Genomic DNA, 23,884 nt, shown 5'->3' on the forward strand with positions numbered 1-23,884 from the left:
GAGTGAAAGTGCTGATCCTGACCACGCTCGAGAATGACCAGCACGTCGCCCGGGCATTGCGGGCCGGCGCCAGTGGCTTCCTGGGCAAAGGAGTCAGTCCGCAGGAGCTCCTGGACGCCATCAACGTGGTGAGCGCAGGAGAGATGCTGCTGTCACCGGTGGCCACGCGATCGCTCATCCTCCGGTTCCTGGCGGAGCCGGAGAGCGGGGCCATGCAGGAGCACCTCTGGCGGCTGCAGGCACTTACCCCCGCGTGAGCGTGAGGTACTGGTGCTGGTGGCCCAGGGCAAGTCCAACCAGGACATCGCCGACGAGCTCGTGCTGAGCCCGGTGACCGCCAAGACCCATGTCAACCGGGCGATGACCAAGCTGGGCGCGCGTGACCGCGCCCAGCTGGTGATTTTCGCCTACGAGGCCGGGCTGGTGCGCCCGGGCTGGGGCACAGGGGAGGGTTCCCAGTGACCTGAGTCAGCGACTGGTCGGAGGTCGCCAAGCTGTGCGCGGCTCGGCAGGTCAGCGCGGGTCTGCCACCGACCGGCTGATGAAGAGCCGCAGGTCGCTGTTGAGGCGCACGCTGCTGCCCGGGTCGGTGTACATCATGTGGCCGCTCTCGTAACCGAAGCGGTGCAGCCGCTCCTGCGGGAGCTCGTTCTGCGCCACGAGGTGTTCGACCATGCCGACGGTGGTCAGGGAGTCGTAGTAGCCCGTGCCGATGAAGAGGTGGGCCGCCGTATTCGCCTTGAGATAGCCGGTGAGGCAGGCGGAGTCGTCGAAGATCGTGAAGGGGACGGGTCCGTTCCCGACGACCGGGTGGGGTGACATCGGGTCCTGCCACGTCCACCGGGAGGAGGCCTCGCGGTCCAACTGCTGGTACATCAGCTCCCCGTCCACGCCGAGCTCGTCCCTGAAGTACTGAGCCGCCGCCATGGTGAAGCCGGGGTAGAGCGTGGCGCTCGCGGGGTCCGTGCCCCCCTCACCCCTGCGAGGGTCGGGGGCCGGCAGGGTGTAGCGGGCATCGGCGTTGCCCAGCTCCTGCTGGCGATCCTCCAGCAGGAGCTGGCGGAACTCGTCCGTGTGGATGCGCAGGCGTGACCGCAGGAAGTGCTCGGTGGAGATCCCGGTCAGCTCGGTGAGCCGCTCGGCGACCTTGCGGCGCTCGTCCGCCGACAGTGAACCGCCTTGGACCAGGGCCGAGATGTATGTGGTGGTTGCGAACTCGTGGGCGAGTCGCGCGACTTCTTCGGCACTGGAGGCGGATACCTCGGACTTGCCGTGGTACCAGGCGCTCGCTGCCATGAACGGCAGGGCGGCCATAGAACCGATCGCGTTGGTGGGCCGCTGAACCGTTTCCTGGAGGTTGAGGGCCTGCCCGAGCAGAGCTATGCCGTTGAGGGCCACACTCATGCCCTGGCCCAGAAGGCGCCGCGCCACTCGCGGGGCGCGAACGGTTCCGTAGCTCTCGCCGAGGACGTACTTGGGGGAGCGGAAGCGGCCTTCGTGCTGAAGCCAGGCGGTGATCACCCCGGCAAAGCAAGCGGCGTCACCCTCGACCCCGTACACGCCCGAAAGATCAGCGCCCTCGTCGGCTGCTCCGTACCCGGTGTTGATGGCGTCGATGAACACCAGGTCGGTGGAGTCGAAGACGCTGTCGGGATTGGCTTCCAGCGGACAGGGGCCGAGCGGGCCGGCCGAGAGGTCCGTCGGGAACGCGATGCGGTACGGTCCGAGTCCTCCCAGGTGGAGCGCCGTGGACGCCGCGCCGGGGCCGCCGTTGAAGGCGAAGAGGACCGGTCTGGCGTCGGGCGATGCGCCTGCGGGAAGGTCGCGCAGATAGGTCGTCGTGGAGCAGGTGCCCACCCGCCTTCCCGAAGCGTCGACCGCGGGGAAGGTCCGTACCGTCACGGTGTATTCGAAGGTCTCGCCGCCTACGACGGCAGAGTGACGTGTCGTCACCGGGTCCACATCGAACTCCTGTTCCTCGGGTGCGGGTCGGATATCTGTGCCGGAGGGCACGTCGGGGCAGCCCTCGGACACCCGCGCCGGGAGGCCGACGACACGTGTAAGGGTTCAACAACTGATAGAGAAAATGTGAGGTGCGGGCGAACTGCTACCCGGCTGTCGCCGACTGCTCAGGGCCTTGGCTCGCCGAGATCTCGTTCAGGTAGTTGTAGATCGTGTATCGGCTGACGTTGAGCCGCTGGGCGATCACGTCCACCGCCTCGCGGATCGCGAAGAAGCCGCGCTGGTCGAGGTCGCGCACGACCTCGACCTTGTGGGACTTCTTCATCAGGTGCGCCGGTACGCCGACTGCCTCGATGGCTTGGCGGATGATGCCGTCGGCCAAGTCGTCCACGGTGGCGGGGAAGGTCTCCAGCGGCGCCCCGTCTGCGGTGCCGTGGTGTGCCTGCTCGCCGAATGCGGTCAGCGCCTCGAGGATCTCCTTGGCCCGCTGAAGGTCGTGGAGGTCGGAGTTGACGCACAGACATGCGACGGGCGTGCCGGAGGAGGTCCGGAAGAACATGCTCGACGACCGCAGAACCAGGCCCTCTGCGGTTTCCGTGCGGTAGTTGACCATGTCCTGCGGATATTCCGAGCGGAACGTGCGCAGGCCCAGATCGGTCGGAGGTCCGCCGACCTTGCGGCCGGTGATCGTGCCCGCAATGGCCGCGATCGTGTTCGGCATGCGGGTCAGGTCGTGCAGGACCACTTCCGTGCGTGGCTGCAGGGCGCTGGCCAGCACGGGGACGATGGGGGCGACGATCTCGACGACGCGTGCCGAGTGAGCCCGCTGGCTCAGCGTGAACTTCATTTCGCCGCCGGCAGGTGTGCCTTCGACTTCAGCTGGCCGGGTTCGACGTGTCTTGGCTGCCATTCCACAGAGTGTGGCAGTGGCGCAACCGAGAGGTCAACGCCAGACAGCGTGAGAAACCGCGGTTACTCGGGGGTTCCTTCCCGGCCACATCTGTGCAACATTGCGTTGATGACATCAACGTTCAGTTGATATTTCCACCGTGCTTGGCGCTGTTGGTTCGAATCGAGGTGCCCCATATGTCTCTCATGTGTAGTCCGGGGGGTGGTGTGCAGTGATTGCGGTGTTCGTGCTGAAGCGGCTCGGAGTCGGCCTTGTACTGCTTCTGTCGCTGAGTTTCCTCGTGTTCTGCCTGCTCACCCTGAGTCCGGGCACACCGCTCCAAGCACTGCTGGGGACCCGAACGGCGTCTCCGGAACTGATCGACGCGCTCAACACCCGCTACCATCTGAACGACCCCTTCCTGGTCCAGTACGGTCGGTGGCTCGCGGAGGTGTGCACCCTCAACTTCGGCGAATCGATCTCCGTGCAGAGCGACACCCCCGTCGGACACATCCTGGCCGAGCGGATGACTCTCACTCTGCAGCTGGCCGGATACGCGGTACTGCTGGTCATCGCCATCGGCCTCCCGCTCGGCATGACGGCCGGCATCCGGCGCGGCCGCCGCACGGACCGCGCGATCTCGCTGATGGCGACCGTCGCGATCAGCGCGCCCGCCTTCGTCATGGCGATCGCGATGCTGTACGTCTTCGGAGTGGCTCTGAAGTGGTTCCCGGTCTATGGGATCGGCACCGGATTCGCCGGCCGAGTCAGCCACCTCACCCTTCCTGCCTTCGCGCTGGCCACGGTGTTGTCCGCCATCCTCATCCGGCAGACCCGCGCCGCGATGTTCACCGTGATGGCTCAGGACTACATCACCTTCGCCCGGCTGCGTGGCCTCAGCCCTGCCCGGTTCCTCGTACGGTACGCACTGCGCAATGCCGCGCTCCCCGTCGTCACCAGCCTGGGCCTCATCGTCGTCGCGGCGCTCACTTCCACCCTCTTCATCGAGCAGGTCTTCTCGCTGCCCGGCCTCGGGACGCTGCTGCTGGGCGCGGTCACCAACAATGACGTTCCCGTGGTCCAGGCAACGGTACTGGTACTAGGAGGGACAGTCATCCTGATCAACCTCGTCGTCGACCTCCTCGGGATGGCGCTGGACCCCCGCACGCGCTTCTCGGTGAAGGACGGTGCCTGATGACCGAACTCGCTCTGGCCTCCCCTTCAGACCTTCCGCCGGGGGACGGCAGCCCGTCCGCGAAGCCCGCCCGTAAACGACCGCCCTTCTTGATCCTGGCGGCCGGTGGCGCGGCAGCGTTCATCGCCGCGCTCGTGGCATTCGGAACCTGGATCACGCCCCACGACCCCTCGCACCAGGATCTGATGAACACCGCGGCCACGCCGGGCAACGGGCATCTGCTGGGCACCGACAGCCTCGGCCGGGACGTCCTGTCCTTGTTGATCGCCGGTGCACGCATCGCGGTCGTGGGCCCCGTCATCGTCGCCACTGGTGCCGTCATCGTCGGAGCCACACTGGGCATGCTGGCGGGCTGGAGCGGGGGTCTCCTGGACTCGGTCATGAGCCGGGTCGCCGATCTGATGTACGCCCTGCCCGGTCTGCTGGTGATCGTCGTCGTGGTCGGCGTGCTGGGCGAGGGCTACTGGCTCGCCGTTGGCGTCCTCATGATGCTGTCGTTGCCCACGGTCTTCCGCCTGACCCGCAGCGTCGCCGCCGCACAGGCGCGCCTGCCCTATGTCGAGGCGGCCCGCACTTTGGGACTGTCGGCGCCCCACATCATCTTCCGCCACATCCTGCCGAACATCGTCCCGACGATCCTCGCCACCTTCCTGCTGGACTTCGTCGGCGCCCTCATCGGGCTGTCGGGCCTCTCCTTCCTCGGGCTCGGCGCGCCGCCCGGCACGCCTGACTGGGGCGCGCTGCTGGCGGACGGGCAGAGCATGCTCACCGTCAACCCTTGGGTCTCGCTCGCGCCCGGCCTGCTGATCGTCCTCACCGCAACCAGCGTCACTCTCCTGGGAGACTGGATGTACGACCGCTACTCCTCTCGCGGAGCCCAGCGGTGACCGCCACCGAGCCGCAGACCACCGCCCCCCTTCTGGTGGTGCGGAACCTACGGGTTCGGACGGCGCAGGGGCGGACCCTGGTCCGCGACTCGACCTTCGACCTCGCCCCCGGCGAGGTCCTCGGGATCGTTGGCGAGTCCGGCAGCGGTAAGACCATGACCGCTCGTGCCGTGGTGCGCGCGCTCGCGGACGGGGTGATCGCCGAGGGCGACGTCGCCTTCGACGGCAGCTCTGTGCTGGATGCCAAAGAGCGCGAACTGCGGGCCACGCGCGCCTCCGGATTCGCCATGGTCCTGCAGGACCCCTTCACCTCCCTCAATCCCCTCCAGACCGTCCGCGAGCACCTGCGCGAATCCCTCGCCCCCGACGTACGGCGGGACCGGGCCGCGGCGCGTACCGAGGTCGTTCGCCGGCTGGCCGAAGTGGGCCTCCAACCGGAAGTGGCCGATCGTTATCCCTTCCAGCTCTCCGGTGGTATGCGCCAGCGTGTCGCCATCGCGGCCGCACTCGCCCAGGACCCCGACCTGCTCATCGCGGACGAGCCCACCACCGCACTGGACGCCACCACCCAGGCCCAGGTTCTCGACTTGCTCCGCAAGCTTCAGCGTGAACGGGGCATGGCCCTCATCCTCATCACCCACGATCTGAGGATCGCCTTCTCCGTCTGCGACCGCATCATGGTCATGTACGCGGGCACCGTCCTCGAGCACGCCCCCGCGGAAATGCTCGAGCGGGCCCCCCGGCACCCGTACTCGCTGGGACTGATGCTGGCAGAGCCGTCCGTCACCCACTACCAGGAGCGGCTCAGCTCCGTCCCGGGCGGTGTACCGTCGGCTGACTCGGTGACCAGGCGCTGTGCCTTCGCCGACCGGTGTCAGTGGCGGCAGGATCGGTGCACCGACTCCGCACCACCGCTGGTCGACATCGGAAGCGGGAATGACGTCGCACGCCACACAGCCTGTGTGCGAGCAGAAGAACTGCACGACGACATGGACACGGCCCTGCACTCCCGGGCCGCCGCCGGTGACACCCCGCCCGCCCCGGTCCTGGGGGAACCACTGCTGCGGGTCGTCGGCCTCGGCAAGACCTATCGCACTGCCTCGTTGCTGGGTCGGAACAAGGAGACGACAGCCCTCCAGGGCGTCTCGTTCGACATCGCCCAGGGCGAGTCGCTGGGGCTGCTCGGTGAGACCGGATCCGGGAAGACCACCACGGCCCGCTGTGTCCTGGGTCTGTCCACGCCTACCACGGGATCCATCGAGCTGGCCGGGATCGACATCACCGACTACCGGCGCCTCGCCCGCAAACAACGCGCCGGAGTTCGCCGCCTGGTCCAAGTTGTCTTCCAGGACCCCTACGCATCCCTCAACCCCTCCCTGACCATCGGCAAGGCACTCGGGGAAGCGATCGCCGCCGGAACCGGCAACGAAAGCGCCGTCGGCTCAGTCGACGACCTGCTCGACCTGGTCGGACTGCCGCGTGCCTACGCCGCTCGCCGGCCGGGCGCCCTGTCCGGCGGCGAACGCCAGCGCGTCGCTATTGCCCGTGCCCTCGCCGTCGGTCCCAAGCTGCTCATTTGCGACGAACCTGTGGCAGCCCTGGATGTGTCCGTACAGGCGCAGATCCTAGAACTTCTGCGGGACATCCGGGCCCGTTACGGGATGAGCATGCTGTTCATCACCCACGACCTGGCGGTCGTCCGGCAGATGACCGATCGCACGCTTGTACTGCGTGGTGGGGAAATCGTCGAAGCCGGCGCCACTGAGGCCCTGCTCGATGCACCCCGGCACCCGTACACGCAGAGCCTCGTCGCTTCCGTGCCTGGCGCACATGCCGCCGCAGAACCGGCCGAGCCGGTCGCCGACGCCCGCTGAACACCCACTTGCCGGACTTCACACCATGCCGCGGAGCTGCCCACACGGGCGCCCTCCCCGGCATGTCACTCCTGGAAGGAACGCAGCTCATGACTCAGCGCAGGACGCGACCGACAACCCTCCGTGCCGCGATCGGCACCGTCCTTCTGCTCAGCCTCAGCGCAACAGCCTGCGCCGGATCCGACAGCGAGGGGGACACGAGGGCGGCGAAGCTGACCGACAACGACATCCCCTCCTTTACCATCGCGCTTCCCTCGCCGCCGCCCAGCTACGACCGGGCCACCAGCACCCAGCCCATCGTCACCGGGTCCTTCATGTCCCTGGTGACCGAGCCGCTGGAGCGGGTCACCGCCAACGGCGGCTTCACGCCGGCCCTGGCCGAGAAGGTCACCCAGCCGGACCCCACCACGATCGTCTACAAGCTCCGCTCCGGAGTGCGCTTCTCCGACGGCCGGTCCCTCACGGCCGAGGACGTCGCCTGGAGCATCACGCACACCGCGACCCCGCCCGCCCAGACGTCGGCGAGCGTGAGCGGCTTCAAGAGCGCGGCCGTCACCGGACCACTGGAGGTGACCGTCAAGCTCGCCGGGCCGCTGCCCAAATCAAGGGTCGACATCGCGGGAGCGACCCTCATCCAGGAGAAGAAGTTCGCCACCGCCCACGCCAAGAACCTCGGCACGCCGGACGCCATTCCCGTCGGCACCGGCCCCTACGAGATCGCCTCGGCCAGCGCCTCCGGGGTCACACTCCAGCGCAGAGGCACCTACTGGGGTGAGAAGCCCAAGGTGAAAACCCTCAACGTCAAGGTGATCACCGACGACAACAGCGCACAGCTCGCCATGCGGTCCGGCGAGGTCAACCTCCGGCAGCTGACCAACGTGAAGACGGCCGCTCAGTGGCGCTCCATCCCGGGCACCAAGGTGTACGCCTCACCCTCGGGTGTCGTGAACTTCCTCGCCATGGACGTCACCAAGGCACCGTTCGACGATGTCCATGTCCGCCGGGCGATCTCCCACGCCACGGACACCCCCGGCCTGGTCAAGGCGGCCTGGGCCGGCCAGGCCGCCGTCCTCAAGGGATTCGTGCCGGTCGAGAACCTGGCGCGCGTGGCCGGCGGCAAGCAGAACGCCCAGAAGTTCCTCGACTCCCTGCCGGACCACGCGCTGGACCTGGAGAAGGCAAAGGCCGAACTTGCCCAGTCCGGGCATCCGAAGGGCTTCAGCACCACCGTGGAGTACGTCGACGCCTTGCCGGCGAGCAAGGTGCTGGCCTTGTCGCTTCAGCAGAACCTGAAGCCGCTGGGCATCAGCATCACCCCCAAGTCCGTGACGCTGAACGCCTGGTCCGCCAAGTTCTACCAGCACAAGCTGACCGGACTGGTCCCCGCCTTCGGCTTCAGCACCTCCGCCCAGGACCCGTCCTCACTGCTCAGCTTGGTCGTCGGCAAGGAGAACATCGGCCCGCAGAAGCTCAACATAGCCAACTTCACCACCCCGGAGATCGAAAAGGCGCTCCCCGTGGTGACGACGGCCGGTGCCGACGCCAAGCGGTGGGCCGCCACCCAGACCCTGCTCTCGCAGATCGCCGACCAGGCGCCCTACGTACCACTCGCCTCGGAGAAGTCCATGGTCGCGATCGGCAAGGGATTCGCATCCGCCAGCGGAACGATCGTCCTCGACGACCTCTTCAACGGCAACTGGGCGCTGAACCTCAGGGCCACCCAGCAGTAACGAGGAACAAGCCATGACGCCATCCACGGATCCCTGCACCGACTTCACACAGACGTCGTTCCCCCTCAAGCCGCCCGTGGCTTATCTCGACACCGCGTCCATCGGTCTGGTGCCGCGCGAGGTACGAGCCGCCGTGGCCGACTGCTACAACGCACTGGGCGCCGGGACCCAAGGCATGGCACGTACCCGGTCCGCCGTGGAACGCGCCCGTACTCTGCTGGCCGAGGAGTTCGGGTGCGACGGTACGGACATCACGTTCACTTCCTCCACCGGTGAAGCGATCAACGCGGTCGCCCGTGCGGTCCCCTGGCAGCCGGACGACGAAGTCCTGGTGCTGGAGGACGAATTCCCCACGACTCTCCTGCCCTGGAGCAGAATTCCAGGTGTCCGCCTGGTCACCGTGGCACCCGGCCCGGACGACGACCGGCTGGGCGCGCTGCTCGCCGCCATCGGACCGCGCACCCGGCTCGTGTCCGTCTCCCACGTCAACTCGAGCACCGGAACGCTGGTCGATCTGGTCACGCTCGGCGGGGCATGCGCCCGCGGCGGCGCCCTGCTGCTGTGCGACGGCGCCCAGTCGGCCGGAGCCCTGCCGGTGGACCTGACCGGCGTCGACTTCTTCGTCGCCACCGGCTACAAGTGGATGCTGGCCGGATTCGGCATCGCTTTCGTGATCATGAAGGCATCGGTCCGTGACACGCTCACGCCCACACTCCTCGGACACGGCAACGTCCCGCCGTCACACCAGCTCGCCGTCGGCACCTCCAACCTTGCCGGCATCCACGCGCTGGGAGCAGCAGCGGACCTACGCCGCCGTATCGGCCGCGAAGCCATCATGCAAAGAGCCGGGGCGCTCGCCCGTCGCATCCGGGAGGAGGGCACGGCACTCGGATTGCGGCCCGTCACACGGGACGACGCTCACGGCACCATCATCAGCTTCGCTCCCCCCACCTCCACGGTGTCGGCCGCCGCCGTGGAGCAGCTGCGCCGCAGCGATGTCATCGTCGCCGACCGCGGCGGCACCATCCGTGTCTCCCCGCACTTCTACACACGGGACAGCGAAGTCGACGCTCTACTGACCGCCCTGTCCCACTCCGACATCACCTCTACCTGAAGGGACGACTGTGTCCAAGAAGATCATCCGGAACGGTTCCTCCATCGGCCCCTACTCCCAGGCCGTCATCGTGGGCAACCACTGCTACGTCGCGGGTACAGGCGGCTTTCTGCCGGGCACCGCGCAGCTGGTCGAAGGAGGCCTGGAGGCGGAGATCCGCCAGACCATGAAGAACCTCGAAGCCGTCATCAACCAGGCCGGATACCAGATGGACGACATCGTCAGCGTCACCGCCTTCCTGCGTGACATCGACGACTGGCCGACGTTCAACGACATCTACAGCACCTACTTCCAGCCCGATGCCACTCCCGCCCGTGCCGTGGTCGGTGTGGCGGAGCTGCCTGCGGGCGCCAACGTGGAGGTCACGTGCGTCGCCGTCCGCGAGGACGCGGCCTGATGCATGCGACGCTCAGCACCGAGCGGTTCTTCTACTTCGTTGGCGGCGAGCAGTGTGGGGATCTCACGGTCACTCACCACGACGAGCACGGCCTGGAGGTGGACTTCGCGGTCTCCAACAACGGGCGCGGAGCCAAACTCCGTGAGACGCTCCACTTCGACGAAAAGGCGCTGCCCGTCGAATGGACGGTGGAGGGAACGTCCCTCATGGGCGGTGCCGTCCATGAGCGGCTCACCAGGGACGGCGATACCCAGACGTGGGCGAGCCAGGCCGAGGACGGCACCCACACCGGCGAACACAAGCTGTATCTGCCCGCCGACTCCAGTCCTTATGCGACCTGGGTCGCGGCACGGGCCGCACTGACTGCAGGCGGCACCGTCGCAACGCTTCCGTCGGGTCAGGTCCGCGTTCAGCGACTTCGGCGCACAGAGCTCGACGGCGCCGAGGGCAGTACACCCGTCGACGTGTACGTCGTCCAGGGCGCCAGGCTGATCCCCGACTATGTCCTGGCCGACGCCCAGCAGCGGCTGATCGCCTGCCTCAGTATCGGCCGTGACCTGCTGGTCCGGGCCGGCTTCCAGGACCAGCATCGTGCTCTGGCCGCCATCGAAGCCGAACTCACCCGCACTCACCTGGAACAGGTGCAGACCAGGATCAGGCACCGCTTCGACTCCCCGGTACGCATCCGCGACGTCCGCGTCTTCGACCCTGAGCGCCTGACCCTCACTGAGCCCATGTCGGTAACGGTGTTCCGAGGCAGGATCACCACGGTGGAACCCGACGCCCAGGCGACCTCCGTCCCGGACGAGACACTCATCGACGCAGCCGGTGGCACCCTGCTCGCAGGCCTGCACGACATGCACGCCCATGTCCGTCCCATCGACGGCCTGTTCTACCTCGCCGCCGGGGTCACGACCGTCCGCGACATGGGCAACATGAACGATGCCCTGGTGCCGCTGACCGACCGCTGGGATGCAGGGATCACCGCCGGACCCACTGTCGTCCCCTCCGGTTTCATCGAGGGCCGCAGCGAGCACTCCGCACTCCTGGGCATCATTCCCGACACCCTGGACGAGGCGCTGGACGCAGTGCGCCAGTACGCAGCGCGCGGCTACCACCAGATCAAGATCTACAACTCGATGAACCCTGACTGGGTACCGGACCTGGCGGTCGAAGCCCACCGGCTGGGATTGCGCGTGGTGGGCCACATCCCCGCGTTCACCACTCCCAACCGCATGATCGAGGCCGGTTACGACGAGATCACCCACGTCAACCAGCTCATGCTCGGCTGGCTGCTGGAAGACGGAGAGGACACCCGCACTCCACTCAGGCTCACCGCCATGGCCAGGGCGAAGGACCTTGAGCTGGAATCGGAGGCGGTGCAGCGCACTCTGACACAGATGAAGGAAAGGAACATCGGCCTCGACACCACGGCTGTCATCGTCGAGCGGCTGATGCTCAGCCGGGCCCGCACGGTGCTGCCCGCCGACGAGCCGTTCCTCAGCCACATGCCGCCCGGATACCAACGCCAACGCCGACGTACCTTCGTCCCCTTCAAGAGCCAGGACGACCTCCGTGCGTACGACGAGTCCTTCCCGAAGGTCCTGCAGGTCATGAAACTCCTGCATGACCACGGCATCGCCCTGTGGCCCGGCACGGACGACTCGACAGGCTTCTCCGTCCACCGTGAACTCGAACTCTACGTTCAGGCAGGCCTGACCCCGGCCGAAGTCCTGCGCATCGCCACCCGAGACTGCGCCGCGCACCTCGGTCTCGGCCACAGCCACGGCAGCATCGAACGCGGCAAGCAGGCCTCGTTCCTGCTCGTGGACGGTGACCCCCTGGCCGACATCCGCGCCATCCGCAACATCCGCATGGTTGCCAAGGGCGGGGACTTCTACTACCCGCAGGAGATCTACACCGAACTCGGCATCGAGCCGTTCAGCCCTCCGCCCGCCGTGATGTCCCCGGAGCACCCCGTATGACTTCGTTCGTTCGCCGCACGATCAAAGTGGGAGCTGCAGAGGTCACCTATGACGCCCGCGTAGAACAGTTCACCATTGAGGACAGAGCCGGTCAGCCGGGCGCCCGTATCGTCTGCACCAGTTACACGAGATCCGAGGAAGCCGCAGCACGTGACGCCCGCCCCGTCGTCTTCGCCTTCAACGGAGGTCCGGGATCGTCCTCGGTATGGCTGCACCTGGGCCTGGGCCCTCGACGTGTCGCCCAGGCCGACCTCCTCAGCCCCCGAGCCACACCCCCCTATGAGATCGTCGACAACCACGAAACGCTCCTCGACGTCGCCGACCTGGTGTTCATCGACCCTCCGGGAACCGGGTTCAGCCGCGTGCTGACCCCGGAACAGGAGAGCGACTTCTACAGCGTCGAGGGTGACGCACAGGCCTCCATCCGGCTCATCTCCGCCTGGTGCCGCCGCCATCGCAGGGAGAACTCGCCCAAGCTGTTGCTCGGCGAAAGTTACGGAGCGGTGCGTGCCGCCGCCGTCTGCCGGATGCTGCCCGGTGGCCCGACCCGCACCGGCCGCCTCGAATGGGTCTCTCTGAGCGGTGCCGTCCTCCTTGGCGCCGCGGCCTCCTTCGCACCACTCGGCGACACTGCGCACCTCGTCGAACTGCCCACCCAGGCAGCCACGGCCTGGTACCACGACCGGCTTCCCGCAAGACCTGACAGCCTCGACAGTCATCTCCGGCGAGCACGCCGGTTCGCAGCCGAGGAGTACGGTCCCGCTCTCTTCGCGGGTACGGCGCTGCCAGCAGCGCGTCGGGAGGAGGTCGCACGCACCCTGCACGAGCTGATCGGCATCAGGCCCGAGGTGCTGATCCAACATCGTCTCAGGCTCACCCCGGCCCAGTTCTCACGCCTTCTCCTGGCCGAAACCGGCGGCCAGGTCGGCATGTACGACAGCCGCTATGCCCTGCCCCTGGGCCAGGCGGACCAGGACCCCGTCGGCGACGACCCCGCCATGAGCCAGTACGTCGGCATGTTCAGCGGAGCCCTCGTCCCCTACCTGCGGGACGAACTGGGCGCCAACTACGAGGAGGAGTACCGATTCATCGAGTTCGCCCGGGTCAACGGCCGCTGGAACTACGGCTCGGGACCCGGCGCCCTCCCCTCATCCGCGAGCATCCTTCCGGACTTCGCCGTGGCCATGTGCCGGGACCCGGAGTTCCAGGTGCTCGTCTGCCAGGGCTACTACGACCAGGTGACCAGTGTGGGAGCCCTCGACCATGCGCTCACCCGCGAACCGGTCGACGGCACCAGGTTCCAGGTCAGGCAGTACGAGTCCGGCCACATGCCCTACCTGGGGCAGGAGTCGCGTGCACTGCTGGCCGACGACATACGGCGGTTCATCGCAGAGACCACGTTCCACGCCGCCCAGGAGCACCGCTCGGGCTGAGCGGACTTCCCGAGCCGCAAGCGCCTCAAAGGAGAAGTCGCCATGGCAGACACACTGTGGGCCGGCCTCGACCAGCTCACCGACCGACTCGCGGACATTTACCGCGACCTGCACCAGCACCCAGAGCTGTCTCTCCAGGAACATAGCACCGCCAAGCTCGTCGCCGACTTCCTTCGCCCCCTCGGCTTCGAGGTCACAGAAAAGGTCGGCGGAACCGGTGTGGTGGGTGTGCTCCGCCGGGGCACGGGCCCCGTGGTGATGCTGCGTGCTGATCTCGACGCCCTGCCCGTCGAGGAGAAGACCGGCCTGTCCTACGCCAGCACCGTGCGGGCCACCGACGCAGACGGGCAGGAAGTGCCCGTCATGCACGCATGCGGCCACGACATGCACACCACCTGCCTCCTGGGTGCCGCGACACTGCTCGCGCAGGATCCCAGCACATGGTCCGGCACGCTCCTCGTCGTCTTCCAGCCGGCCGAGGAACTCGCGTGCGGAGCACGGGACATGGTCGACGACGGCCTCTTCCAGCGCTTCCCCAAGCCGGACATCGTCCTCGGACAGCACGTCGGGCCACTGCCCGCGGGGATCATCGCGTACGCGGCGGGGCCCATGATGGCGTCGATGGACACCGCCAAGGTCGTCCTCCACGGCAGGGGCGGCCACGGATCCCTCCCCGAGAGCACCGTCGACCCGGTGCTGATGGCCGCGCACGTCGTCACCCGGCTGCAGGGCATCGTGTCGCGAGAGATCGCCGCGTCCGAGAACGCCGTGGTGACCGTCGGGCGGCTCCAGGCGGGAACCAAGGACAACATCATTCCCGACACCGCGGAACTCGGCATCAGCGTCAGGAGCTTCTCGGAAACTACCCGCGACACGGTCCGCCAGGCCATCGAACGCGTCGTCCACGGCGAAGCGCAGGCCAGCTCCGCCCCGCGCCCGCCGCAGGTGGAGTGGACGGGGGCCGCACCTGCGGTGGTCAACACTCCTGACGCCACCGAGGCCACCGTTGCCGCCTTCGCCGAACACTTCGGCGAACAGCACCTGGTGAAGCAGGCGCCCGTCCATGCCAGCGAGGATGTCGGTGTCTTCGGACAGGCCTGCGGCGCGCCCACGGTGTTCTGGTTCTTCGGAGGCGTCGAGACCCAGGCGTTCACCTCCACCGATGAAGGCAACGGCTTTCGAAACGTGACGACAAACCACTCACCGTACTTCGCACCGGTGATCGAGCCCACCCTGACCACGGGGGTCCAAGCGCTCGTCGTAGCCGCCCGCAGGTGGCTCGGCACTCGGGCCGATGACCTCGACCAGCCCTGACCTCGCATGCGACCCGACTGAACTCGGCCTGGAGTTGACCCATCATGACCGCACCCAGCATCACCATCACCCTTGAACCTCAAGTGACCGGCGGCGCCGCCACGGGAGTCGGTGTTTCCTATGTGCTCTGCGGAGTGGACCTGGCCGAAGGGGACACACTGTGCCGGCTCCCGGAGATCGTCGTCGGAGTCGATGGTGCGAGGGTGGCCGACGAAGGTGTCCGTGCGAGCGACGAGGCGGGGCCGCTGAAACTGGTCCACCACAAGGACGAGGCCACGCCCGCCTACACGTATCGGCGCTGGCAGACGAACCGCGCCACCCAGGGCGACATCACAGTCGAATACTTCGCCCCCGTCCGCGTCGTCACGCCCGCCACCACCAACGGCCCCCTCTTCGATCTGAGAGTCGAAGGACAGGGCATCAGCGGTGGTGGCGTCACCTTCCTCGCGCTCCCCGAGCACGAAGGCGACTTCGACACGGAAGTCGGATGGGACCTCCGCCAACTGCCGCCCGGATCCAGGGGAGTCACCAGCCACGGCGAGGGGACCGTACGCCGGACCGCCACCCTTGAGTCCCTGACGTACACCTTCTACATCGCCGGCGGCATCGGGTCCTACCCGGCTGAGCCGGATGAGACGTTCGGGATGCTCTGGCTTTCCGAGCCCAAGTTCGATGCCGTTGATGTCGGGGCGCACATCAAGCGTCTGTACGACGAGATGTGTGCTTTCTTCCGGGAGCCGGCACCTGGCTACCGCGTCTTCGTGCGCAAGCACCCGTTCCCCGGAAATGGAGGCAGCGCCTTTCCCGGATCCCGGGGATTCATGTTCGGCTGGAGCGAAGCCGAGCAGCAGAGCACGGAGGCCTTGAAACGGCTGCTCGCCCACGAGACGGTGCACAACTGGCCGTTTCTTCAAGGAGAGCCCGCCGACATCAGCTGGTACACCGAGGGGACGGCGGAGTACTACTCCCTCGTGCTCCCGCACCGCTCCGGCGTCATAGACGACAACACCTTCCTCGAACTGCTCAATGCGCGGGCCCACGGATACTACGGAAACCCGCTGCAGACGCTCACCAACGATGAGGCCGCGACGCGGTACTGGGGCGACTGGCGGGCTCAGAAGGTCCCCTACGGTCGAGGGCTGTTCTACCTCATCGACCTTGATCACAAGATTCGGCGGACCAGCCAGAGGCGGCGTGGTGTCGACGACCTGGTGCTCGATGTACTGGAGCGTCAGCGCGCCGGCCAGGACGTCACCACGGAGGACTGGGTGGCGATGGTGGTCGAGGAGCTCGGAGAGGCTGGCCGCCTGGACTTCAAGGCCATGACGGCCGGACAATGGATTCTGCCCGACCTCGACTGCCTGGGCCCGCGATTCGTCGCCCAAGAGGTGGACATCCGCCAGCTGCACGTGGGATTCGACTACTCCAGCTTCAAGGCCGGTGCGATCTCCGGCCTGGTGGAGGACGGTCATGCCGCCCGGGCCGGTATACGGGACGGGGACATCATCGTGAAGGCACCAGCACCGCACAAGCTTCCCGGCAAGCCGGTGGGGGAGATCACCCTGATGCTGCGACGCGGTGAGGACCTCCTCGACATCACCTACAAGCCCCAGGGCGCACTGGTCACGGGCAGACTCTGGGATCTGAAGGCCACGTCCTGACCCAAACTCAAGACGGCGCTACCGGCAGTCTGCCGGTAGCGCCTCGGCCCTGGCGGCTTGCGCTGAGATCGGACACTGCGCTTGCCGAGAATGTCATCCGCCCTGGTCGGGGGCCCGCACCAAGCCTCACGGTCGTCGGTCGCGGTCACTCGAGTCGGCGCTCTCGCGTAGTGGGTGATCCGCGCGTCATGATGATCGATCGTGCTGCTGCGACTGGCTTACCTGGGTGTGACACACGCGTTCGCGATGCTCCGCCTGCTGCCGATGACCGTCCGGGATAAGGACGCCGAGATCCTCGCCCTGCGCCACCAGATCACCGTGCTGGAACGCCAACTCGGCAAGGACAAGATCCGGTTCACGCCGAGCGATCGGGCGTTCCTGGCGGCGCTGCTGCACCGGCTGCCACTGCACGTCCTGCGAAGGTCACGGCTGCTCGTCCGCCCCGACACGGTACTGCGTTGGCACCGCAACCTCGTCAAACGCCGCCATGCCGCCTCCTGCCGGCCCAAACGCCCGGGACGACCGCGCACCGTGCGCTCCATCCGCACCCTGGTGCTGCGCCTGGCGAAGGAGAACTCGAGCTGGGGCTACCGGCGCCTGCACGGCGAGCTGCTCGTGCTGGGGGTGAAGGTGGGCGCGTCCACCGTCTGGGAAATCCTGAAGGAGGCCGGCATCGATCCTGTGCCCGAGCGGAACTCCAGTACCTGGGCCAGTTTTCTGCGCTCCCAGGCTGATGCCCTGCTGGCCTGCGATTTCATGGAAACAGTCACCCTGTCGGGGGTTCGGATGTACGTGCTCGTGGTGATTGAACACGGCAGTCGCCGGATCCGCGTCCTGGGCGCCACCACGCATCCGATCGCCTCCTGGGTAGCGCAAGCGGCGAAGAACCTCGTCATGGACCTCGAAGACCTCGGCTGCCGGGCACGATTCATGATCCGGGAGGGGGACGGGAAGTTCCCCGAACTGGTCGATGCCTGAAGGGTTTCTTTATTGCCGCATGGTGGTTGACCTGGGGCTTTTCGATCGCTCAAGTATGGGCATGATCAGTGATCGTGGGTCTGCGACTGCTCTACCTGATCTTCTGCCGACTGCTGGGCTGCTTCCTTTTGCTGGGCCGATCGACCGCCGCGAACAACGCCGAGATCCTTACCCTTCGTCATGAGGTCGCTGTGCTTCGCCGGCAGGTAGAGCGGCTGCGGCTCTCATGGGCTGATCGTGCCGTGCTCTCCGGTCTCGCGCGGCACCTGCCACCCGTCTTACGTCGCCATCGGCTGGTCACCCCGGGCACGCTGCTGGCCTGGCACCGTCGTCTGGTGCGCTGGAAGTGGCGCCAGACGGCGGTCGGATCCGGTCGGCCACCGTTGCCGGAAGAGACGGTCGCGCTCATCCGGCGCCTGGCGAGGGAGAATCCGACCTGGGGGTACGTCAGGATCCAGGGTGAGCTGCTTCGGCTTGGTCATCGGGTTGCCGCCGCCACGGTCCGGCGCGTTCTGCGCCGCTCCGGTCTACCGCCCGCACCGCAGCGAGCAAGCCAGCAGACCTGGCGCTCCTTCCTCCGCGCCCAGGCCCACACGCTTCTGGCTTGCGATTTCATGCACGTGGAGACCGTCTGTCAACGGCCTCTTGATCGTCCCCGCTGGCGGCCTCGAGACATCCCCGCTGGTGGAAGGCATGATCGCCCCGCTCGCGGCCAGATATTCTCCCCACCCTGGGTCGGTGTGGATCAGCTGAAGGGCTTCACTCCCTTTCCGGTGGTGGCCTCGGTGAATCTGAATGAATCACCCTGAGTGACCGTGACGTGGGCATGATGGAGGAGCCGGTCGACGGTCGCGGTGGCCAGGGTCTTGGGCATGATCTCGTCGAATCCAGACGGGTGGAGGTTGCTCGAAACCGCGATCGAGCGCCGTTCATATGCGGCATCCACCAGGCGGTAGAAGCCCTCGGCGGCGTCCTCGGAGACGGGCAGCAGCCCGATGTCGTCGACGATGATCAGGTCCGAGCGGACGATCTTCGCCAGCGCCCGGGCGATCGAGTCGTCCGCGCGGTGGCGGCGGACCAGGGCGCCCAGGTCCTCGATGGTGAACCAGGCGACAGTCAGGCCGGCCTCGACCGCGGTTTGCCCGAGCGCCTCGGTGAAGTGCGACTTTCCCGTTCCCGACGGTCCGCAAATACAGAAGTTCTCCCGGCGGCCGACCCATTCCAGACTCTTCAGGGCGTCCTGGGTGGCCCTGGGTATGGACGACTTGGACTCATGCCAGTCCCCGAAGGTCTTCCCGGTGGGGAACCCGGCCCGCTTGCGGCGGGTGTGCAGGTTGGCCCGGTCGCGTCCGGCCGCCTCCTCGGCCAGCAGGACGCGGACGACCTCGGCGGGATCCCAGCGTTGGGCCTTGGCGGTGGGAATGATGTCGGTCAACGACCGGCGGATGTGCGGGAGTTTGAGCCGCTTGGTCAGCTCGATGGCCTCGGCGAGCGGGTCTCCGTTGGTGCCGGGAACGGTGCGCAGAGGGGTGGCCATCAGGAGTGGTCGCTTTCGTCGTACTCGGAAAGATCAGCAGTGCTCGGGGCGGCGGCGCCGAGGGCGGACCAGGCGGAGGTGCCAGGCTGCAGCGAGTGGGCCTCGCTGCGGCGGACCGGCTCGGCCAGGCCGTGGACGGCCTGATAGTCGAGGATCGACATGAGATCCTTGTCCGCGAAGCGGGCGGTGACCGCGGCGGTGCCGAGTGCGCGGTCAACTTCCGCTATGGAGTAGAGCTTTGAGAGGGCGACGGCCTCGGCCATCTTCGCCTTGATCCTGCGAACCCCGGCCGCCCCGGCCTCGATCAGCCAGCTCGCGGCACCGGGTCCGAGCTGGAGAAACGCGGCCTCCTCGGCGGAGGTCGCCCTCGGAGTGCGGTCGGCTTCCTTGTCCTCGCGCGGCGGATAGTGGGCATCCTCCAGGACCGGGCTGCCGGGCTCGCCGCGCGGGTGGCGGGCGACCTCGACCGCGGAGCCGGTCTCGTCGACGGCGGTGACGATCAGCTCGTCGCCGTGGAAACGGGCCCAGACCCGGGTGTCGATCAGCTGGTGCGGGACCGAGTAGCGGACCGCGTCGACCGAGATCGTCGATTCCCAGGAGACCCGCCGGGTGGTGCCGAAGGCCGCGGTGAACGGCCGCCGCGGCAGCGGGTGCAGCCGCTGCCGTTCTTCCGCGAGCCGCTCGACGGGCTTGCGCCGAGTCGCCTTGTGGGGGCGGGAGTTGACCTCTTCGCAGAACTGCCGGCAGGCGGCCTCCAGCTCACCGAAGGTCTTGTACTGCTCGCGCAGATTGACGTCCCTGGGCACCAGATCGGCCTTCGCGAGCTTCACCGTGGACTCGCTGCCGCCCTTCGTCTCCGGGTCCGCCGGCAGACATGTACGGATCGTCGTGCCGTAGTGCCGGGCGACCTCGACGACCTCCGGATTGCGGACCGCGATCCCGGCGACGTGGTCGGTGGTGACCGTCTTCTCGTTGTCGGTGAGGACGTAGGCCGGGATGCCGCCGATCCGGCGGAACGTGGTGTCCAGACATGCGGTGATCGTTGGCAGCGTCTTGTCCCAGATCGGAATGACGACGCGGAAACGCGACCAGGCCAGCCATGCGCAGAACAGCGTGGTCTTGCGGCCTTTGATCACCGGGCCGTCGCCGAAGTCGTACTGAAGCCAGAGCCCGGGCTCGGTCACCCACGGCCGATAGACACGACGCCGACCTGCCCTGAACTGGGCTTTTGCCTCGGCAACGGTGCGGCGGGTGGTGCGTTCCCCGCCGGTGAAGCCCATCGCAGCGATCCTCTTGTGGACCACGTCCGCGCGGATCTTGCCCTGCGAGCGGACCACCAGTTCCTCGATCTTCGGCAGATAGTCGTCGATCTGCCGGGCCCGGTGCCGGCGCTTGTCGGGCTGCTGGCCGGCCGCCCGCATCTTCACGTACCGGGCCACCGTGTGGTGGTCGCACCCGGCCAGCTCGGCCGCGGCACGGTAACTGCCTGTGAGGTCGTATGCCTCAAGGATCTCCATGATCTCCCTGCTGTTCTTCACCCGCTCCAGCGTCGCCGAGCGGGACTACTCGGGGCGAGCGGGGAGAAAACTGGCCGTACTCGGGGAAACCCGTGGCCACAAAATGCGCCGTATATGGCCGCCACCGGGGAGCTTACGGAGGCCGCCGTCAACCGTCTTCCTCAGGCGTCTCTATGTCTTCTTCGTCATGGAGATCAAGACCCGGCGCGTTCACGTCCTGGGCGTCACCGACCACCCGACCGGCGCATGGGTCACCCAACTCGCCCGCAACCTGCTCATGGACCTCGGCGACAGGGCAGGATGCTTCCGGTTCCTCATCCGAGACCGGGACAGCAAGTTCACCGTCGCATTCGACGCCGTCTTCGCCGGCAACGGCACAGCCGTCGTCCCGACTCCGCCGCAAAGCCTCCGGTCCAACGCGTTCGCCGAACGATGGATACGCACAGCCCGGGCCGAATGCACCGACCGCCTTCTCATCACCGGCGAACGACACCTGCGTACGGTCCTGACCAGGTACGCCGAGCACTACAACGCCGGACGAGCTCACCGCAGCCTCGACCTACGTGCTCCGGACGACGACCCGCACATCATCCCGCTGCCCGCCGCCACGGTCAGGCGCAAGCAGGTACTCGGCGGACTACTCAACGAGTACCACACCACGCCACCCCGACCGCCTCATCATCCACAGGAAACACCCAGCTCAGCAGCCTGATCGGAATATTGACACCCTTCAGGTGACGCCGCTCCGCGAACCCGCCTGCGGGCGATCAGCCACTCGTCCCACTCCGACTGTGTCGCCTCCAATCTCGGCCTGCAACTCCTCCACCCGCTTCCGGGCCGCCCGCTCCCGCTCCTCCAGCCGCCCCAGCACCGACGCCATCACACACCTCCAGCACGCCACCTCCAGGGACGCACCGGACCTCCCTCACCCACCCCGGCACTATGCCTGACCAGTACAAACCCAGCCCCACACTCGGTTTCGAGAAGCCTTCTTATGCCCGGAGCTTCACACCCCGCCGTTACCAGCGACGCATGTCCGGGTGGGGACAGGTCATCGGACACTGACCCGGGGCTACTCTGTCGCCGACGCCATCGCCGACCTCCTCTCCAAGAGAGCCCACTCAACCCACGCGACCTCGTGTCGCACCCTCACCTGGAAAGTGCCTCCGGCTGAAGCGCGAACAAGGACCTCAGCGATCCTCATTCTTGCAGGTCAGAGGCACTGTCAGCGGCTCTGATCACCTGTCGGACAGCCCGCTTCATGAAGCGCGAGGCCAGGGCCTGTCCGGTCGATCTCGGCGAATCAGCCCTCGGCGTCCAGTGCACCGCGTCGGACGCCTTGAGTCTTTCCGGCAGTCTCCTCCGGTCACCGCACCAGCGGCACGGCTAGGCCGGGCGGGAGAAGCCCTCAGGCGGTGCGCCCTCGGCGAACAGCATGGTCACCCGGGCTTTGTCCTTTCGTATCTCCCGGGCGCGCCGGTACTCGGCGGAGTCGTACCACTCCCGGATCCGGTCCATGTCGGGAAACTCGATGACCACGAACCCGGAGGAGTCCCAGGTGCCTTCGACGGGCTTGGGCGTGGGTCCCCCGACCAGGTAATGGCCGCCGTGGCTGAGGATGGACTGCTGGGCCACGGCCGCGTAGGCCAAGCCAGCCTCCTCGTCGAGCACATCGAAGTTGACGATGACGTAAGCGGGCGTGAGATTCCGTGTCCCGAACTGCGGGTAGAGCGCGCCGATGCCTCCGGACAGAGCCGCGAGCACGGTCTTGCTCGTCTCGTCGGCGATGATCTCAGGGGTGCCGGCAGCGACACCGTCGAGGGCGATGCGTGCGATGTCGGCGGGGTCGGCCTTCGGCGCGTCGAGGCCGGCGGTCATGTCGGTGTCCATGTACCCGACGTGCAGCGCCGAGACCCGGGTGCCCTGCGGGGCGAGTTCCTGGCGCAGCCCGTTCGTCATCGACCAGGAGGCCGACTTGGCGGCGCAGTAGGCACCGAAATCGGGGAAGTTGATCCAGGAGGCGACCGACAGGATGTTCAGCACCGCGCTGCTGTCGTGAGAGCCGAGCTGGGGGGCGAATGCCCGGGTGACCGCCAAGGTGCCGAGGTAGTGGGTGTCGATCTCCAGGCGGATGTCCGTCAGGTCGCCCGTCAGCAGCGACGCGTGGGTGGCCGAACCGGCGTTGTTGACCAGGATCGACACGTCGCCGGTCGCCTCTGCCGCGGTGGCGATGGAGGCGGGGTCGGTCACGTCGAGGGCGATCGGCTTCACGCCGTCGAGGTCGACGGCTGCGGGATTGCGGGCTGCCGCGTAGACGGTCGCGCCCCGGTCGCGCAGCTGCTTCGCCAGGTGACGTCCCAGGCCGCGGTTCGCCCCGGTGACCAGTGCGGTCTGTCCTTCGATCTGCATGACGCAACTCCCTGCTGGATAGGTTTTTCCAACTTAGGTCACCTGGGTTGGAAGAAGCAACTCAGGGTAGGCTTGCAGCATGGGCAAGATTCCGAATGACAGTTGCGCTATCGCCCGCAGCCTGGGCGTGCTGGGCGAGCGCTGGACGTTTCTGATTCTGCGCGAGGCCGTGGCGGGGTCGAGCCGTTTCTCGGAGTTCCGCAGCGGGCTCGGTGTGGCGCCGGACGTTCTCACCGCACGCCTGAACACGCTGGTCGAATACGGCGTGATGGAGAAGGTGCCCTACCGGGAACCGGGAGAGCGGGCCCGCTTCTCGTACGTGCTCACGGATGCGGGCCGGGAGCTCCTCGTCGTCCTGCTCGGCCTGCAGCAATGGGGCGACAAGTACCTGCCGTGGCCGGACGGGCCGAGCATCCTGCGCCAGGTCGAGGGCACCGAACGTCCGGTGCACGTCGGGTTCATCGACGATGACGGAAACGAAGTCGACGAAAGCTCCGTGGCACTGATTCCGACCGCCGCCTCCCCCGGCCGGAAGTAGCGCAGCTTCCAGCTTCAAGACGCGACCCTCCCCGGCTCCACGACTGGACGTGAACGAACGCCGCCAGGCCTTGCGGCCCGCTCCGTGCGGAGCGGGCGGCCTTCGCCGGAGGCGGCCGCGCCTGACGGCTGGCCGGCCGCTGTTCCCGCAGTGCCGTCCATGTCCGGCGTCCGCTGCGGATGCCCCCGGCTGCGCCTCCTTGACCGGTCACTGGCTCGCCGGTCGTACTGGCAGCCCGTCTCGCCTTCACATGCGCCAGGCCGGCAGCCGCGGCGTGCAATCGGCCCGGTCGGCGAGGGGATGCACGGTTGTCTCTGCTTACCTGCCGCGTCCCTTTGCCTGTGCGGGATCTTGCACGTGATGCACACCGTCATCCCGTGGCAGGACCTGCCCGAGTCGCCTGCTCCCGCCAGGCAGGCGTATGCGCCATCTGGTTAGTGATAGTAAACTCAGGTATACGGTGC

The 23,884-nt window shown here is 67.3% G+C and carries 19 protein-coding genes and 2 pseudogenes; 16 read left to right on the forward strand and 5 right to left on the reverse strand.

Features of this window, described 5'->3' with window-relative positions; genetic code table 11:
• Positions 1-2 precede the first annotated feature (2 nt).
• Both ACWY4P_RS44750 and ACWY4P_RS44755 read left to right on the forward strand, forming a co-directional pair.
• On the forward strand, positions 3-257 hold the full coding sequence (locus ACWY4P_RS44750) for a hypothetical protein (protein ID WP_456206545.1): 255 nt from the start codon (positions 3-5) through the stop codon (positions 255-257).
• A 13-nt stretch (positions 258-270) separates the two neighbouring features.
• Positions 271-462, forward strand: coding sequence for a response regulator transcription factor (locus ACWY4P_RS44755; protein ID WP_456206547.1), 192 nt, complete (start codon positions 271-273; stop codon positions 460-462).
• 51 nt (positions 463-513) lie between these two features.
• On the opposite strand, the gene ACWY4P_RS44760 is transcribed toward ACWY4P_RS44755, so the two are convergent.
• Together ACWY4P_RS44760 and ACWY4P_RS44765 are read right to left on the reverse strand one after the other, a co-directional pair.
• The gene (locus tag ACWY4P_RS44760; RefSeq protein WP_358708203.1) at positions 514-1,953 is read right to left on the reverse strand and encodes a S10 family peptidase; all 1,440 of its coding nucleotides are present in this window, start codon (positions 1,951-1,953) and stop codon (positions 514-516) included.
• Between the two features lie 154 nt (positions 1,954-2,107).
• Positions 2,108-2,809, reverse strand: coding sequence for a helix-turn-helix transcriptional regulator (locus ACWY4P_RS44765; RefSeq protein WP_456206549.1), 702 nt, complete (start codon positions 2,807-2,809; stop codon positions 2,108-2,110).
• A 283-nt stretch (positions 2,810-3,092) separates the two neighbouring features.
• Between ACWY4P_RS44765 and ACWY4P_RS44770 the strand changes: the two genes are divergently transcribed.
• The 12 genes and pseudogenes from ACWY4P_RS44770 to ACWY4P_RS44825 all read left to right on the forward strand — a co-directional run.
• On the forward strand, positions 3,093-4,046 hold the full coding sequence (locus tag ACWY4P_RS44770) for an ABC transporter permease (RefSeq protein WP_456206551.1): 954 nt from the start codon (positions 3,093-3,095) through the stop codon (positions 4,044-4,046).
• Positions 4,046-4,933, forward strand: a complete 888-nt coding sequence (locus ACWY4P_RS44775) for an ABC transporter permease (protein WP_456206553.1) — start codon at positions 4,046-4,048, stop codon at positions 4,931-4,933. Before ACWY4P_RS44770 ends, ACWY4P_RS44775 begins: the two co-directional genes overlap by 1 nt.
• The gene (locus ACWY4P_RS44780; protein WP_456206555.1) at positions 4,930-6,807 is read left to right on the forward strand and encodes a dipeptide ABC transporter ATP-binding protein; all 1,878 of its coding nucleotides are present in this window, start codon (positions 4,930-4,932) and stop codon (positions 6,805-6,807) included. Before ACWY4P_RS44775 ends, ACWY4P_RS44780 begins: the two co-directional genes overlap by 4 nt.
• 89 nt (positions 6,808-6,896) lie before the next feature.
• A complete protein-coding gene (locus ACWY4P_RS44785) occupies positions 6,897-8,537 on the forward strand; it encodes an ABC transporter substrate-binding protein (RefSeq protein ID WP_456206557.1) in 1,641 nt (546 codons plus the stop codon).
• Between the two features lie 13 nt (positions 8,538-8,550).
• Entirely contained in the window at positions 8,551-9,651 is a 1,101-nt protein-coding gene (locus ACWY4P_RS44790; RefSeq protein WP_358708215.1) for an aminotransferase class V-fold PLP-dependent enzyme, read from the forward strand.
• Between the two features lie 10 nt (positions 9,652-9,661).
• Complete coding sequence (locus tag ACWY4P_RS44795) at positions 9,662-10,048, forward strand: RidA family protein (RefSeq protein ID WP_358708217.1); 387 nt, start codon at positions 9,662-9,664, stop codon at positions 10,046-10,048.
• Positions 10,048-12,033, forward strand: coding sequence for an amidohydrolase family protein (locus ACWY4P_RS44800; protein WP_456206558.1), 1,986 nt, complete (start codon positions 10,048-10,050; stop codon positions 12,031-12,033). Before ACWY4P_RS44795 ends, ACWY4P_RS44800 begins: the two co-directional genes overlap by 1 nt.
• Before the next feature lie 26 nt (positions 12,034-12,059).
• On the forward strand, positions 12,060-13,466 hold the full coding sequence (locus tag ACWY4P_RS44805; protein WP_456206560.1) for a S10 family peptidase: 1,407 nt from the start codon (positions 12,060-12,062) through the stop codon (positions 13,464-13,466).
• A gap of 42 nt (positions 13,467-13,508) precedes the next feature.
• The gene (locus tag ACWY4P_RS44810; RefSeq protein ID WP_456206562.1) at positions 13,509-14,780 is read left to right on the forward strand and encodes an amidohydrolase; all 1,272 of its coding nucleotides are present in this window, start codon (positions 13,509-13,511) and stop codon (positions 14,778-14,780) included.
• 44 nt (positions 14,781-14,824) lie between these two features.
• Positions 14,825-16,441 carry a M61 family metallopeptidase gene (locus tag ACWY4P_RS44815; protein ID WP_456206564.1) on the forward strand — a complete coding sequence of 539 codons (1,617 nt, stop codon included), beginning with the start codon at positions 14,825-14,827 and terminating at the stop codon, positions 16,439-16,441.
• A 201-nt stretch (positions 16,442-16,642) separates the two neighbouring features.
• A pseudogene (locus tag ACWY4P_RS44820) lies at positions 16,643-17,416 on the forward strand (integrase); the annotation flags it as partial.
• 77 nt (positions 17,417-17,493) lie between these two features.
• A pseudogene (locus ACWY4P_RS44825) lies at positions 17,494-18,051 on the forward strand (IS3 family transposase); the annotation flags it as partial.
• Between the two features lie 113 nt (positions 18,052-18,164).
• Here ACWY4P_RS44825 and istB read toward each other — a convergent pair.
• Both istB and istA read right to left on the reverse strand, forming a co-directional pair.
• The gene (gene istB / locus ACWY4P_RS44830) at positions 18,165-18,956 is read right to left on the reverse strand and encodes an IS21-like element helper ATPase IstB (RefSeq protein WP_456206335.1); all 792 of its coding nucleotides are present in this window, start codon (positions 18,954-18,956) and stop codon (positions 18,165-18,167) included.
• Positions 18,956-20,494, reverse strand: a complete 1,539-nt coding sequence (gene istA, locus ACWY4P_RS44835) for an IS21 family transposase (RefSeq protein ID WP_456206336.1) — start codon at positions 20,492-20,494, stop codon at positions 18,956-18,958. Before istA ends, istB begins: the two co-directional genes overlap by 1 nt.
• Between istA and ACWY4P_RS44840 the strand changes: the two genes are divergently transcribed.
• Complete coding sequence (locus tag ACWY4P_RS44840; RefSeq protein WP_456206565.1) at positions 20,472-21,185, forward strand: integrase core domain-containing protein; 714 nt, start codon at positions 20,472-20,474, stop codon at positions 21,183-21,185. The genes istA and ACWY4P_RS44840 overlap by 23 nt on opposite strands.
• 674 nt (positions 21,186-21,859) lie before the next feature.
• Here the strand turns inward: ACWY4P_RS44840 and ACWY4P_RS44845 are convergent.
• Entirely contained in the window at positions 21,860-22,882 is a 1,023-nt protein-coding gene (locus ACWY4P_RS44845; protein ID WP_456206566.1) for an SDR family oxidoreductase, read from the reverse strand.
• Positions 22,883-22,961: 79 nt separating this feature from the next.
• On the opposite strand from ACWY4P_RS44845, the gene ACWY4P_RS44850 reads away from it, so the two are divergent.
• The gene (locus tag ACWY4P_RS44850) at positions 22,962-23,420 is read left to right on the forward strand and encodes a winged helix-turn-helix transcriptional regulator (protein WP_456206568.1); all 459 of its coding nucleotides are present in this window, start codon (positions 22,962-22,964) and stop codon (positions 23,418-23,420) included.
• Positions 23,421-23,884 lie beyond the last annotated feature (464 nt).

Source organism: Streptomyces sp. LZ34, from assembly GCF_053890475.1.

What these genes read in the sequence shown, in the direction of transcription:
- ACWY4P_RS44765 (WP_456206549.1), bottom strand. Translation starts at nt 2,809, where the DNA reads ATGAAGTTCACGCTGAGCCAGCGGGCTCACTCGGCACGCGTCGTCGAG.
- ACWY4P_RS44775 (WP_456206553.1), top strand. Translation starts at nt 4,046, where the DNA reads ATGACCGAACTCGCTCTGGCCTCCCCTTCAGACCTTCCGCCGGGGGAC.
- ACWY4P_RS44785 (WP_456206557.1), top strand. Translation starts at nt 6,897, where the DNA reads ATGACTCAGCGCAGGACGCGACCGACAACCCTCCGTGCCGCGATCGGC.
- ACWY4P_RS44790 (WP_358708215.1), top strand. Translation starts at nt 8,551, where the DNA reads ATGACGCCATCCACGGATCCCTGCACCGACTTCACACAGACGTCGTTC.
- ACWY4P_RS44800 (WP_456206558.1), top strand. Translation starts at nt 10,048, where the DNA reads ATGCATGCGACGCTCAGCACCGAGCGGTTCTTCTACTTCGTTGGCGGC.
- ACWY4P_RS44810 (WP_456206562.1), top strand. Translation starts at nt 13,509, where the DNA reads ATGGCAGACACACTGTGGGCCGGCCTCGACCAGCTCACCGACCGACTC.
- ACWY4P_RS44815 (WP_456206564.1), top strand. Translation starts at nt 14,825, where the DNA reads ATGACCGCACCCAGCATCACCATCACCCTTGAACCTCAAGTGACCGGC.
- istB (WP_456206335.1), bottom strand. Translation starts at nt 18,956, where the DNA reads ATGGCCACCCCTCTGCGCACCGTTCCCGGCACCAACGGAGACCCGCTC.
- ACWY4P_RS44840 (WP_456206565.1), top strand. Translation starts at nt 20,472, where the DNA reads ATGATCTCCCTGCTGTTCTTCACCCGCTCCAGCGTCGCCGAGCGGGAC.
- ACWY4P_RS44845 (WP_456206566.1), bottom strand. Translation starts at nt 22,882, where the DNA reads ATGCAGATCGAAGGACAGACCGCACTGGTCACCGGGGCGAACCGCGGC.
- ACWY4P_RS44850 (WP_456206568.1), top strand. Translation starts at nt 22,962, where the DNA reads ATGGGCAAGATTCCGAATGACAGTTGCGCTATCGCCCGCAGCCTGGGC.